15 protein-coding genes and 1 tRNA gene are annotated in these 13,606 nt (G+C 39.4%); 11 read left to right on the top strand and 5 right to left on the bottom strand.

The window, feature by feature from the left end; all coding sequences use genetic code 11:
• The first annotated feature begins 17 nt into the window (after nt 1-17).
• The 3 genes from RCG19_RS03500 (at nt 18) to RCG19_RS03490 (ending at nt 3,155) form a co-directional block, all read left to right on the top strand.
• Complete coding sequence (locus RCG19_RS03500) at nt 18-599, top strand: class D sortase (RefSeq protein ID WP_308109694.1); 582 nt, start codon at nt 18-20, stop codon at nt 597-599.
• 175 nt (nt 600-774) lie between these two features.
• On the top strand, nt 775-999 hold the full coding sequence (gerE, locus tag RCG19_RS03495) for a spore germination transcription factor GerE (protein ID WP_007087335.1): 225 nt from the start codon (nt 775-777) through the stop codon (nt 997-999).
• A 299-nt stretch (nt 1,000-1,298) separates the two neighbouring features.
• Nucleotides 1,299-3,155, top strand: a complete 1,857-nt coding sequence (locus RCG19_RS03490; RefSeq protein WP_308109693.1) for a PAS domain S-box protein — start codon at nt 1,299-1,301, stop codon at nt 3,153-3,155.
• A gap of 65 nt (nt 3,156-3,220) precedes the next feature.
• Here RCG19_RS03490 and RCG19_RS03485 read toward each other — a convergent pair whose 3' ends face one another.
• A complete protein-coding gene (locus tag RCG19_RS03485) occupies nt 3,221-3,520 on the bottom strand; it encodes a HesB/YadR/YfhF family protein (RefSeq protein WP_166239254.1) in 300 nt (99 codons plus the stop codon).
• A 266-nt stretch (nt 3,521-3,786) separates the two neighbouring features.
• Here RCG19_RS03485 and RCG19_RS03480 point away from each other — a divergent pair, with 266 nt between their 5' ends.
• The 8 genes from RCG19_RS03480 (at nt 3,787) to RCG19_RS03445 (ending at nt 9,642) form a co-directional block, all read left to right on the top strand.
• Entirely contained in the window at nt 3,787-4,236 is a 450-nt protein-coding gene (locus tag RCG19_RS03480) for a MarR family winged helix-turn-helix transcriptional regulator (RefSeq protein WP_308109692.1), read from the top strand.
• 14 nt (nt 4,237-4,250) lie between these two features.
• On the top strand, nt 4,251-5,045 hold the full coding sequence (gene racE, locus RCG19_RS03475) for a glutamate racemase (RefSeq protein WP_308109691.1): 795 nt from the start codon (nt 4,251-4,253) through the stop codon (nt 5,043-5,045).
• A gap of 135 nt (nt 5,046-5,180) precedes the next feature.
• Entirely contained in the window at nt 5,181-6,236 is a 1,056-nt protein-coding gene (locus RCG19_RS03470) for a GerMN domain-containing protein (RefSeq protein WP_374049574.1), read from the top strand.
• 98 nt (nt 6,237-6,334) lie between these two features.
• On the top strand, nt 6,335-7,090 hold the full coding sequence (gene rph, locus RCG19_RS03465) for a ribonuclease PH (RefSeq protein WP_166239260.1): 756 nt from the start codon (nt 6,335-6,337) through the stop codon (nt 7,088-7,090).
• A 78-nt stretch (nt 7,091-7,168) separates the two neighbouring features.
• Nucleotides 7,169-7,780: an XTP/dITP diphosphatase gene (locus RCG19_RS03460; protein ID WP_308109689.1), complete on the top strand. Its 612-nt coding sequence runs from the start codon at nt 7,169-7,171 to the stop codon at nt 7,778-7,780.
• Nucleotides 7,777-8,289 carry a metallophosphoesterase family protein gene (locus RCG19_RS03455; RefSeq protein WP_308109688.1) on the top strand — a complete coding sequence of 171 codons (513 nt, stop codon included), beginning with the start codon at nt 7,777-7,779 and terminating at the stop codon, nt 8,287-8,289. Before RCG19_RS03460 ends, RCG19_RS03455 begins: the two co-directional genes overlap by 4 nt.
• 110 nt (nt 8,290-8,399) lie before the next feature.
• Nucleotides 8,400-8,476, top strand: a tRNA-Arg gene (locus RCG19_RS03450).
• A 128-nt stretch (nt 8,477-8,604) separates the two neighbouring features.
• The gene (locus RCG19_RS03445) at nt 8,605-9,642 is read left to right on the top strand and encodes a tyrosine-type recombinase/integrase (protein WP_308109687.1); all 1,038 of its coding nucleotides are present in this window, start codon (nt 8,605-8,607) and stop codon (nt 9,640-9,642) included.
• Between the two features lie 146 nt (nt 9,643-9,788).
• Here the strand turns inward: RCG19_RS03445 and RCG19_RS03440 are convergent, their stop codons facing one another.
• The 4 genes from RCG19_RS03440 to RCG19_RS03425 form a co-directional block, all read right to left on the bottom strand.
• Nucleotides 9,789-10,433: a hypothetical protein gene (locus RCG19_RS03440; RefSeq protein WP_308109686.1), complete on the bottom strand. Its 645-nt coding sequence runs from the start codon at nt 10,431-10,433 to the stop codon at nt 9,789-9,791.
• A 75-nt stretch (nt 10,434-10,508) separates the two neighbouring features.
• Nucleotides 10,509-11,417, bottom strand: a complete 909-nt coding sequence (locus RCG19_RS03435; RefSeq protein WP_308109685.1) for a hypothetical protein — start codon at nt 11,415-11,417, stop codon at nt 10,509-10,511.
• A 1,243-nt stretch (nt 11,418-12,660) separates the two neighbouring features.
• A complete protein-coding gene (locus tag RCG19_RS03430) occupies nt 12,661-12,879 on the bottom strand; it encodes a hypothetical protein (protein WP_308109684.1) in 219 nt (72 codons plus the stop codon).
• Between the two features lie 11 nt (nt 12,880-12,890).
• Nucleotides 12,891-13,184, bottom strand: a complete 294-nt coding sequence (locus RCG19_RS03425; protein WP_308109683.1) for a helix-turn-helix domain-containing protein — start codon at nt 13,182-13,184, stop codon at nt 12,891-12,893.
• Nucleotides 13,185-13,606: the final 422 nt, after the last annotated feature.

Genomic DNA, 13,606 nt, shown 5'->3' with positions numbered 1-13,606 from the left:
AAAGGTAGGTTTTACATGTGAAGTCGAAGCTTCCTCTGTTGATTATTTCTATCGGGCTCATTTTATTAGGTGTTGGAGTCTGGCAATTTGTAGATACGAAAGTTCAAACAAAAGCCTCTGTTAAACAAGCAAAGGAAATGATTGCTGAACGGCAGTCAGAACCGCTAACAAAGAAAGTTGAAAACAGCCCGCCTCCAGGTATGGGGGATACTGTAGGTCTCTTAACTATTCCGAAGATTAAGTCTGAGCTGGCAATCGTTGAAGGGACCGATCCGGATGATCTCGAAAAGGGTGTTGGGCACTATAAGGGTTCTTATTTTCCAGGCGATCAAGGGCAAATTGTTTTGTCTGGCCACCGTGACACCGTATTTCGTAAATTAGGTGAACTTAATATTGGGGATTCTTTAAAAATGGAAATGCCCTATGGAAACTTTACCTATGAAATTACGAAAACGAAGATTGTGAAGTCTGACGATACGAGCATTATTACATTACAGAATCAGCAGGAGGAATTAATTGTCACCACTTGCTATCCCTTTCGCTATGTCGGTAATGCTCCAAAACGGTATATTATTTATGCAAAACGTAAAGCATCATAAACCCTTTGCTTCACTGGCACCAAAAGGTTAGAATATCCTTCGTATTTTTTTTATAAAATCGTTCTCCTGCAAGAAAATATAGTCACTTCATTTATATTATTCACATAAGATATGGTGACTAAATATACACCCACCCACGATTCATTACTGGCGAAGGCAAGGAGGGTTACAATACTTGAAGGAGAATGATTATAATCACAAGCCACTACTCACCAAACGTGAAAGAGAAGTATTCGAACTACTAGTACAAGACAAAACAACGAAAGAAATCGCTGGTGAATTATTTATAAGCGAAAAAACAGTTAGGAATCACATTTCAAATGCCATGCAAAAGCTTGGTGTAAAGGGGCGTTCACAAGCAGTTGTAGAGCTCCTTCGTATGGGAGAGCTAGAACTTTAATGATGACCGGCATCCATTTTTGGAGGCCGGTTCATCGTTTTTATACACAAAAGTTACATAAGATTATGGAAAATAGTAGAAATGCCTTGAAAGTTTTATAAGTAAAATTTAAAATAAACTGTAGGTTAATAGAATTAATGCTTTATTCACATAGATAAAAGAGCCCTCTTATTTTAGCGATAACAACACATAGACGGTAGCGTTAGACGTGAGCTAGACACAAGCCAAGATGGGAGACTTACACATCTTGGCTTTTATTTTTTCACTAATTTCGTTGAGGAAGGAACTGATAGAGAGAGATGAGCGGTCCTGTAGAAGCAATAAAAAGTGAGAAGAGATTGCTTTTAATCAATTATTTAACTGAAAATAAGAGCCGGTATGAAACAATGTTCACGTATAACAAAGATGGCATTTTTACAATAGACATCGAAGGGCAACTGGTGCGGGGGAATCCAGCATTCGAAAAGATTTCAGGATATGCACAAGAAGAAGCGAATAAGTTAAAGCTCCAATTTCTTTTTCCAATTGATCAGGTAAATAAAGTCTTTCATCATTTTCATCAAGCGGTTTTAGGTCAAGTCCAAAATTTTGATTGTAAAATGGTAAATAAAATGGGGGAGTATGTTGACCTGAATATTACGAATATCCCCATTTGCGTAAATGACCAAATAGTGGGGGTCTGTGCAGTTGCAAGAGATATTACGGAATTAAAAAGAAAGAAAGAAGAAGTAAGAAAAATAGAAGAAATGCAGCGTGTATTAACGGACAACCTATTGGATCTTATTATTAGTACGAATTTGCAGGGAGAAATTATTTATGTCTCCCCTTCATGTGAACATATTCTTGGCTACCCGGCTGAAGAAGTAATCAAACAAAATTTCTTATTCTTTGTCCATCCAGATGATGCTGAAAAAACTTTTATCATTCGAAAAGAGGCTCTTAGCAGTCATGAAGAAAGAAGGGATTGCTACCGTATTCGAAAAAGGGATGGAAGTTTTGTTTGGATGGAGTCTCTTTGCAAACCAATTATTGCCCCCGATACCCTTCATGTATTAGAAGTGGTCAGTGTGTTTAGAGATATTTCAGAGCGAACGAGAGTAGAGGAAGAGGGGAAAAAACGGGAGGAGACTTATCGGGATATCGTTGAGTATTCCCCGGATGCTGTCATTATTGCAAAAGAAAATGAGATTCTTTTTTTTAATGAAACAGGTGTAAAATTATTTGGCGCAACAAAGAAACAGGATCTTTTGAATAAAAAGTTTTTTGATATTATTCATCCGGATTATCAAGAGATTGCCAAACAGCGATCCAAGCTTCTTATGAATGGTGAAGCCACCGACTTTTATGAATACAAGCTAATCCGTTTGGATGGAACTACTTTTTTCGCTGAAGTAAAAGGGATTCCAACAATTTTTCAAAATCAATCAGCAAGGCATATTATTATTAGGGATTGTACAGAACGGAAAAAGACACAAGAACTGTTACTAAACTCAGAAAAATTAAGCGTTGCTGGCCAGCTTGCAGCAGGGATTGCTCATGAGGTTCGGAATCCCCTGACGGCAATTAAAGGGTTTCTTCAGTTAATGGAGGCACAGGCAGAGGGTGATAAACCGTACTTTGAAATAATCCAATCAGAGATGGATCGGATCGAGCTGATTTTAAGTGAGTTATTGGTGCTTGCAAAACCGCAAGAGTTAAAGATTGAAACGGTTGATTTAATTTCGCTTCTTGACAATGTAAAAACATTAATTGATACCCAGGCGAATATGAACGGGGTTCATATTGAGAGGATCTATCAGGCGAAGAATATCACGATTAAATGTGATAAAAATCAATTAAAACAAGTTTTTATAAATATCTTGAAAAATGCTATTGAAGCAATGCCAAAAGGCGGCGTCGTCACAATCGAATTGAAAAAACACAGCTTTAATAAGGTAAAGCTGCTTATAAAAGATACTGGCAGCGGTATGCCAGTGCATATCTTAAGACGACTGGGAGAGCCGTTTTTCACTACCAAAGAGGATGGTACCGGACTAGGGATCATGATCTCCAAACAAATCGTTGAAAATCATGATGGCTCGATTCATTTTTGGAGTGATCAAAAAGGAACCATAATTGAAGTGATTTTGCCAATGGCGCGGCATGTGGAGGTATAGAGGGTTCATATTTCACCCAAATTGAGAAAGCATCGGATCACCGATGCTTTTTCAAATGATTTGGTTTATGCTGACTTTGTATAACTATACTCCACTTCATCCTTTTGTTGATTGTAATCAACATGTAAATCATGTCCATTAAAGAACCATAAATCCGTACTTTCTACAAAAAAAGTAATTCCTTCTATTTCAGTTTTAACAGACATATCAATCGGTTCATTATCAACTGTAAACCCAAGGGCAAAATTTTCTTGGATTGGGCTGCTCCCGTAAATTTGTGTATAGAACCTCACTTTATCTCCTTTGGTTAACTCCACTTCCTCTTGAAACCATTTTAATGCCGCGTTACTAATGTTTATGACCATATTCTTCTCACCTTTGTTGTTTATTGAGACTTATTTTTATCTGTTCATCATTCTATACTATCTCCAAAGTATGTGAAACTAATTTGATTCTTTTATATGGAAGATTGGCTTTTTGGTAGCAGTATTTCTTCCACCTGCCAGTAGGGATTCTTCAAAAAGTTTCAGCTTGAAATTTTAACGAAAAAAGGTGAAAATAAGGAAAAGCTTATATAATTTTCTTTGTATTGTTGGTCTAGAGGAGAAGCTACTATTAGGAGTGTTAAATAATGGAACTCGAAAATCCGCAAAAGGTACCTGGGGATATTTTTGCCAATATAGAAAAAGATTTACGCTACATTTCTGGAATTATCAAGCAAAAGGGACGTGAAATGTTAAGTAATTATAAGATTACGCCTCCCCAATTCGTGGCATTGCAATGGCTTTTTGAAGACGGCGATATGACAATTGGCGAGCTTTCGAATAAAATGTATTTGGCCTGCAGCACGACAACCGATCTTGTCGACCGGATGGAGAAAAATCTTCTCGTGGAGCGGGTGAAAGATCCGAGCGATCGTCGAGTGGTGAGAATTCATTTGCTCGAAGAAGGTAAGAGAATCATTGATGAAGTAATTAAGAAACGTCAAGTATACTTAGGGGATGTATTGAAAAACTTCACACTAGAAGAAATTCAAGTTCTTCAATCCAACTTGATGAAACTGCATCAGGAAATGCGATAAATGAGGCGAGATGTTTGAAACAACCAATAGGCGTTATTGATTCCGGTGTCGGTGGATTAACCGTTGCCAAAGAGATTATTAGACAGCTTCCAAATGAGAAAATTATTTATTTGGGGGATACAGCTCGCTGTCCATATGGTCCGAGAACAAGGAATGAAGTAAAGAAGTTCACATGGGAATTGACCACCTTTTTATTGAAAAAAAATATAAAAATGCTTGTGATTGCCTGCAATACTGCAACTGCCGCTGCCCTTGATGAAATTCGCAAGGAATTGTCTATCCCCGTCCTTGGGGTCATTAATCCAGGGGCACGTGCCGCCATTAAGCGGACAAAGAATTATCGGGTTGGTATTATTGGCACTGTAGGTACAGTTAAAAGTGGTGCGTATGAGAAGGCTTTGAAATCGCTAAACAGCCGGCTTTTTGTTACGAGTCATGCGTGTCCGAAGTTTGTCCCTCTAGTGGAAAGCGGTGAATACAACGGGCTGATTGCCGAAAGGATTGTAGATGAAGCGTTGGCACCCCTATTGGATCAAAATTTAGATACATTGATTTTGGGGTGTACCCATTATCCATTGCTTGAACCACTTGTAAAAAACGTAATGGGCGAAAGCGTACAGGTTATTAGTTCTGGTGATGAAACAGCTCGTGAGATTAGTGCGATTCTTCAATATAACGGGCAGCTGGATGATTCAGAGGTTGAGCCGAAGCATGAATTTTACACAACAGGCTCTAAATCGCTTTTTTCAAAAATTGCCTCTCAGTGGCTTGGCATCCCCGTGGACAATGTAAAAAAAATAAAACTATGAAATGGAGCTCTATCAATTAGATAGGGCTTTTAGTTTCGCCCAAAAAAATTTGTCCTATTTTCTTTCCTAATGCGGTCTAATTTTTCATAAAGCTCGTATACATGATAGTACAAACTGTCTTAGGGGGGAATTAATGTGTCTAAAAATAAAGCGAAAATCCTAGGTGTAACCATGCTTGGTTCAGCCGTGCTGCTTTCGGGTTGTGGATTGTTTGGCGGTGAAACACAAAAGAAAATTGATCCGCCAAAAAGTGTAACTGTTACCAATAAACCAGTCAGTAAGGAAACGGCGACGAAAGAAAAAAGTAAGGTAGAAAACGCCATAAAGACAGAACTATACTTAATTGATAAAGATGGCTATGTCGTGCCGCAAACATTAAACCTGCCGAAAACAACCTCAGTTGCCAAACAAGCACTTGAATATTTAGTCGCAAATGGTCAAGGGACTGACATGATTCCTAATGGTTTTAGAGCTGTCCTTCCTGAGGATACCACCCTATCTGTCAACATTGAAAAAGACACAGGCGTCGCTACCGTTAATTTTTCAAAAGAATTTAAGGACTACAAACCGGAAGATGAGGAGAAAATACTCCAATCTGTCACGTGGACCTTGACACAATTTGATAATGTTAAAACGGTCAAGCTGCAAATGAACGGGCATGAACTAACGGAAATGCCTGTCAACGGCACACCTATCAGCCAAAATCTATCAAGAGCAACAGGAATAAATATTGATACGAATGATGTCGTCGATATCACGAATACGAAGCCAGTCACCGTTTATTATATTGGTGGTGAAGAGGGCTCATACTACTACGTTCCGGTCACCCGCCGGATCAGCAATAACGAGAAGGATCAATATGCTGCGGTCGTCAATGAACTAATTAAAGGGCCTAGTGCAAAATCAACGCTTGTTTCCGAGTTTGTCTCTGACGCGAAACTGCTTGAGGCACCAACCTATAAAGATGGAGTCGTTACTTTGAACTTCAATAAGAATATTTATGACAGTTTCGATAAAAAGGAAGTTTCACAATCTTTACTAGATGCAATCGTCCTTTCCTTAACCGAGCAGCAGGGAGTGGAAAAAGTGGCTGTTCAGGTGGACGGTAAAGCAGAGATAAAAAATGATAAAGGCAAAAAAGTATCAGAGCCAGTCACTCGTCCAGAAAAAGTCAATACAGGTAGTTTTTAAAAAAATATTTTTGTTATACTATATAGTGACAATGAAAGAGGTTGGCCCTTTAGTGCCGCCTCTTCTTTATTTGAAAATTTTTAAAGGAGGAATTTTGAATGCGCGTTGATGGTAGAGAGCCTTCACAGCTAAGACCGATACATATTGAAACTAATTATTTGATGCATCCAGAAGGTTCTGTCCTTATATCTGTAGGAAATACAAAGGTTATATGTACTGCGAGCATTGAAGACCGTGTTCCTCACTTTATGAGAGGCGAAGGCAAAGGCTGGATCACAGCCGAATATTCGATGCTCCCAAGGGCAACAGAATCAAGAAACATTCGCGAATCCTCGAAAGGAAAGGTGTCCGGTCGCACGATGGAGATTCAGCGGTTAATTGGCCGCGCCCTTCGCGCAATTGTAGATCTTGGTGCCATTGGCGAGCGAACCGTTTGGATTGATTGTGATGTTATTCAGGCAGATGGCGGTACACGTACTGCCTCCATCACCGGTGCATTTGTTGCCATGACACTTGCTTTACATGCACTAGCTGAGAAAAAGTCATTTTCAAAGTTCCCGATTACCGATTATTTAGCAGCGACAAGCGTAGGAATTTTGGCGAATGGCAATCTTGTTCTTGATTTAAATTATGCAGAGGATTCCAAGGCGCACGTCGATATGAATGTCGTAATGACCGGAAACGGCGAATTTGTAGAACTACAGGGGACTGGCGAAGAATCAACCTTTTCCTATGATCAGCTTCAAGGCCTCCTGCAGGTAGCACAGGAGGGTCTCATGGAGCTCTTTGAGCAGCAAAAAGCTGCATTGGGTGAGGATATTATCCGAAAGATTGAGGGCAGGCGGAAGAAATAGGTTGCTGAATGAGTTATGTTGTGTGGTTACTGTCGTTAGACCCATAAAAGAAGAAGTCTAGAATAAGAGGAGATTACTATGAAGGAAGTCATTATTGCAACGAAGAATCCCGGTAAGGCTCGGGAATTTGAACAAATTTTTTCAAACAGAGGGATCCAAGTACGGACATTGCTTGATTACCCAGAGATCCCAGATGTAGAGGAAACAGGCACATCCTTTGAAGAAAATGCTATCCTTAAAGCTGATTCGGTATCTAAGAAGCTTAATAAAATGGTCATTGGCGATGATTCTGGACTAATCGTAGACGCCCTTGACGGCAGACCAGGAATCTATTCGGCGCGTTATGCTGGCGAGCCAAAAAATGATCAAAACAATACTGATAAGGTATTATCGGAATTACAGGGTGTACCTAAAAGCGAGAGATCTGCGAGATTCTATTGTGCATTAGCCATTAGCATGCCAGGTCAAGAAACAAGGACGGTGTCAGGCACCTGCGAAGGTCGAATTTTGGAAGAGCGCTGTGGCTCGAATGGCTTTGGCTATGATCCTGTTTTTTATGTGCCGGAAAAAGGCAGGTCCATGGCAGAGCTATCTGCAGATGAAAAGAATAGCATCAGCCACCGTGCCAATGCCCTAAAGCAGCTTGATGTGATCCTTGATTCTATTCTAGAAGGAGCAGGCCAATTATGAGCAAGGTGTTAGTTGTCAGTGATAGCCACGGATTGACGAAGGAACTCGAGGTCTTAAGAGAAAGACATCTAAACGAAGTTGATTTAATGATTCACTGCGGTGATTCAGAGCTGATGCCGGACGACAAGGCAATATTAGGTTACTTGACCGTGATGGGGAATTGTGATTTTGGCGGTGGGTATCCACTGGACACTACTTCAGAGGTGGCCGGGAAAAAGTTCTTCATAACCCATGGCCATCGTTACTCGGTGAAATCTACGTTAATGAATGTAAAATATAAGGCCTCAGAAGTAAATGCGAATATCGTCTGCTTTGGCCACTCGCATATATTAGGAGCAGAATTGATTGATGGAGTCTTATTTCTAAATCCCGGCAGCATTCGACTCCCGCGTGAGCGTTTAGAAAAAACATATGTTATTCTTGATTTACAAGACAATAAAATCAAGCTATCTGTGTTTGAGATAAATGGGCGGGAATTGACAGACCTTGCCCGTGAATTTGCACAATAATAAAAGTGGGAGAAATCCTCCCACTTTTATTATTGAAAAAAGAATTAAAAACCTGTTGACTTTATGGTAGTTGGATAATATAATAAATCTTGTCTTTGATACATGAATATGTCCCAGTAGCTCAGCCGGATAGAGCATACGCCTTCTAAGCGTACGGTCGGGAGTTCGAATCTCTCCTGGGACGCCATCAAAACACTACATACACCGCAATTTATCAACCTTTTATATCGTTTAGTGAAACGGTCAGTATAACGGTCATGTAAGAAATTACACCGATTATTGGCTTATATCATTTGCGATATAGGAGGTTTTTTTATGACCAAAAGAAAAGGATTATTTGATGTTGAAGTGGATGTAAATGGATTATTGGATGAATTAACTGTTCCTAGTTCGAACGCTTCAAAAGCAAAGGCAAAGAAAAAAACAAAACAGCATGAGGTAAATAATGACTCAATGTTGATTTCAGATGTACTTGACATTATTACAAGGCAAATGAAGGTAAGCGGCAATAGAAGCCGTACCATAAGCGATTATGTGCTTCATGTAGAGCATTTTCAAAGAATAACTAGAGTAAAAAATGTAGCGGATATTACCGCAGAAGATATTTATAAATGGTTAGATAGTATGAATGTTAGTAACCAGACCAAATTAACAAGATTAAAGTGTCTTAAAGCTTTCCTTTCCCGCTGCTTTGATAACGGTTGGATTCAAATAAAGTTTTGGAAAACCATTAATATAAGGGTTGACCAAAAGGTTAAAGAAGGGGCAACAGAGCGTGATGTTAAGGTATTGCTGTCTTTACTAGACTTAAGCAATTTCATTCAGCTAAGGGATGCTGTAGCCGTCCTAGTGATGTATAAAACAGGTATTCGAATAAATACATTGACTCAACTTGAAGAACAACATATAGACTTCAAAAACAATGTGTTAAATTTGGAAGGCAGCATAATGAAAAATCATCAGCAAATTAAATTACCTTTTGATGACTTACTGAAACAGCTGTTAGGCGTACTTATAAAACAAAATTCGGTAATTAGAAGGGGATATGGAAAGAGAAATAGCTTGGTATTTATTACAAAATACGGTGATTGTGTTTCAACCTCCCCAACACATAATAACATTCAGAAGCGGCTAAATAAGTATTCCAAGATGTACGGATTAAAGAACATCAATCCTCATGCATTAAGAAGGGGTTTTGCCAAATCATTGCTTGATAAAGGGGCAAATGTTGCAGTGATATCCAAGGCATTGGGACATAGCGACATATCAGTTACAACTAAATATCTTTATTTAGATGTCGATGAAGTGGCAAATAACCTTCGCACCTATTTAGGTAGCAATGACAATGAATAAACAAATTATACACATTTTCTATTAAACAAAGTCATTAAAGTAAGTTTCCTCCTGTAGAAAGAATTATTAAGGGATAACATAGGAAAGCCATCTGAGGAGAGTTAATAATCAGGTGGCTTTTTAATTGTTTGGGTGGGCTTTTTTTTCTAGCTGGACAGTAGTTCCAATGGATGCTGTCCATAATGAACCCAAGCATAATTTATCACCTTGTTTAGAAGTAGTTCGACCTGCGCCTTATCATAAACAATCCAATTACCAACTTTCTTACCTTCCGAAAGGTTTAGCGGCATTTCAATTGCATTCATGACAGGATTTTTGTGCCGAAAGCCCTTCTTATTACGAAACCATAAAGAACGTTGGGTCTCTACATAACAGCAAATGTTGTATTCTATGCCACCTAATGTGACTTTAAAATCTACTCCACCCTCTACATCATCATATGAACAGTAGGAAACCTGGTTAAATTCATTTGATTCTTTCACTAATTGGAAAAAGTGAATTTCCCGTGCAAGGGAAGGATAAGAGCGTAGTAAACGGGCTGTAACGGCTGTCTCATTATATCCTTTTAATGCTTCTTGATGAACTAGCAGGTAAAATGCAACAAATGCACTTTGGGTTGGAAATTTCCTGTAGGTACATATATAGCCCCATAAAGTGTACATCATATTTGGAAAGCTAGAGGCGAATTCGACATTATTGTCTCTTTCATTGATGAAAAACGGATACTCCATAGATAATACATCAATTATATTATGCGAAGAAATCGTTACTCCCTTAGTTAAATTAATCATATGGGATTCCTCATTTCTTTATTTAAAGTGAAGGCAAATATTTTGTATGTTTGAAGGGGCTGGAGAGGTCCCGTGTTATTCTTCTTCATCTACTTCGGTCGCGATAGACCCAACGGTCATCTCAATCATTTTGTCCCATGATTCCTGCTCCTCTGGGGTCATGCCTCTTGTTCGACGGTAAGTTGTCTGTACGGCTTGTGTAATCTGCGCTTGTAGAGCTTTGCGTTCCTTCAATGAAGGTATCTGAGATTTCTCCAATTCCTTCCTGCGTTTTTCCCGCTCCATACGTTCAGCCATCATCCGCTTGTATTGTTCTTGGCGGCGTTCAAGCTCATTACGTACAATCCCCATATCCAAGGTTTCTAAGAATGTAAATTTTGCAAAGTTGATGTCAGCCGTCATATTGTCTGATACATAGGTTCTCTTGGCTACTCGGTAGTATGCAACATCTAACCAACGTGCCATATCGGAGCGGTATATACGAGAAGCTTCCGCAGCAATCAGATAATTGGGTACCGTCTTGGCATCTGGCATAATTAATTGATAATGGGCCAGTTTAATGTCGAAGAAATTCTTCCACTCTGCACGGGCTTCTGCATCCTTCATGAGTGCGTAGGTGCCAGTCATCCATTCGCCAGTTTTCTTACTTTTTACTCGGTGACTCTTTGCAACGGATGGGTCATCCATACTGATATACCCATTTTCCTTTAGTACGTCTCGGATACGACGGCATGTAGACTTAACGCTTTCATAATCCTGTTTGTATTTCTCAGCTAGTTCTTTCATGATTTCAGAACTGAACTTCACTAAGATGCCTCCCTCTGCTTTATGGACACCTTTGCCTTCAATCAGGATGTTAAGGTACTCCGCACCCCATTCCCTAAAAGACATGGATGGTATTAGAATAAGTCTCCAGAATCCATCAGGTATCATGAATGTGTATGTAGCCTTCTTACCTCTACCCTGTGTGGTGACTTCCAGCATACCCATGTCTCTAAGCTTATCCAGCCTGTCCTCCACTATCTGGTTTAGTGCGTGATTGCTACTCCACTTAACGAAGATACAGAATTGCTCATGATTCAATGTTACTTGGTTCATCTATAGGTTCCTCCTTTAATTCCCCCCTACCATGACCCTTAGTAGTAAAAACGGAGGTATGATAGCTTATATATAATAAGAGTCAAATTGAGGGGGATTTGTATGTTTAGTTATCTCCTTTAGCCTCCTAAATGATGCATATATTATTCCAAACAGAAAGGTAGCAACCCATCTGACTATAAAACTAGTCAATGGAAGATGACTGCCAATACCTTTATCTGCATTAAAGACATCCTCCATTTAAGTTGGTAGGTGTCTATTGCAACGCAGCCATTCCCTAATAGAAGGAGGATAAGTATCTCGCACCATAATTCAAAAGGAGGAGGAGGTATCTAACTGCCGCCAACCCATATGGATTAAGGAGAGTAGCTTCCTGCACCAAAGTGGAGTTGGAGATACCATATTGCTCGGAAGCCATTGAGCAAATAAAGATAACTTCTTGCACCTAAGATTGTGGTGGACACATACTACTGTTCGGAAGCCAAATTTCATAAAGCAGAAAGTGTCTACTTACAGGTTGGCTAGAGTGGGGAAGGCAAGTCTCGTTTTAATTGTAGAAGTAATTTCGCTATATAGGCAAAAAAATAGCTCAAATTTCTCTGAGCAGTAATATCCATGTGAATGGTTCAGACGACGTTCCATGCCCACCCGTTCCCTGTAAGAAGGGATGCTTAGATATATATGAAACCTAAAAATGGAAAGCTAATATGCTGCCCCTTAAAGGATTATAGTATTAAGGGTGTAACCCTTCGGCTGGCCTTCGGCTTTTGTTCATGCCCTAAGTATAGCGAGCAGCCATGCATCTAGCTCACACCCAAAACCCATAAAATCGAAAAGAGAAGCCCACTCCACAAGTCAGTCAAGGGTTGCTCGTACCTCGCAAAACTTTTTCAGAACGCTTCGCTGAAAAACTTCAAGCCCGTTGACTGCCTTGCCTTTACCTGTTTTCGTAAAATCACCGACGGACAGCGCACTGAATAGGCACTTAAAAAGGCTTCCGTCAGTCTTTCAAGTTTAACAGGTAAAGGGGGAAAGAACACACCCAAGCATATTCCATGCCTATTTAAAACCTTGGGCGCCGCCCAAACCCGACCTCTGGCACAAGCCCCTAAATAGGCACGGAAAACCCTTAATCATTCAGCAATCCATTAGGAGTAACGGAATTGCCATGGACTAAGCGTTGTTGTACGGCATCATAAAAGACTGTTTTAGTCTTTGAAGGCTTTTCCCTATGAATCATTTTAAGCCATGAAATACGGAAGTTATTGGCTTCTCTTTGAGCTTCAGTAGTATCAGGATTCATATTTTGTTTCTCCAATCGTTCAATCACTTGTTTATAATCCATCATTGTCCATTCTCCTATTGTTCTATCGGTCCGACAAACTCTTTATCGTAATACATTTCACGGTAAAGATAGTTTTCGACCTTTTCACGGTATTTGTAAGGAATACGGCGGTGCCCATTCTCTATTTCCGAAAGAGTGGATACACCCATACCAAGCATTTCAGCCAGTTCCGTTTGGGTAAAGTTGTCATGAACTCGCTTTACTTTAATTTGACGGTTAATTGGTAAGCTTCCAGCATCAATAATCGGTTCTTTGTTGTTTTCTAAGGCCCTTAGAATGGACTCAATTTCTTCGTTTTCTGGAATCACTATCTATCATCATCCTTTACGGTTATTTATAAGAGAGAGTGCCGCCCGTTAAGGACGGCTAGGTAAGAAAGAGGAATCATATACCTTGAACAAGACCATCTAAACCATTTTACGAAATAATTTCAATAGTTTTTTCTAATTTTTAGAAACTTTTTTAATATATATTTACTGATTAATGAAAGGGGGTGATGCAATTAACAAACTTAAGGAAATGTAGCGAATTTAAAGGAGGTGAATTGAATGTGAAAGGAGCGTAAAGGATATCTGATTATGGAGGAAAGTATATGTTAGCTATAAAGAGCATTAAATGAAGCCCTTGGAGTGCGTTTTGCATTCGTGGGCTTTTTGTATGCATAAAAAAAGATGAGCCGCTGGAACGACTCATCATCAAAATACTAAGTAAGTACATCATACAGAAAAAA

The organism is Neobacillus sp. OS1-2 (assembly GCF_030915505.1).
GTDB lineage: Bacteria > Bacillota > Bacilli > Bacillales > Cytobacillaceae > Neobacillus.
The sequence above is the reverse complement of the archived record's forward strand: the minus strand, read 5'-3'. Positions and strand labels throughout refer to the sequence as shown.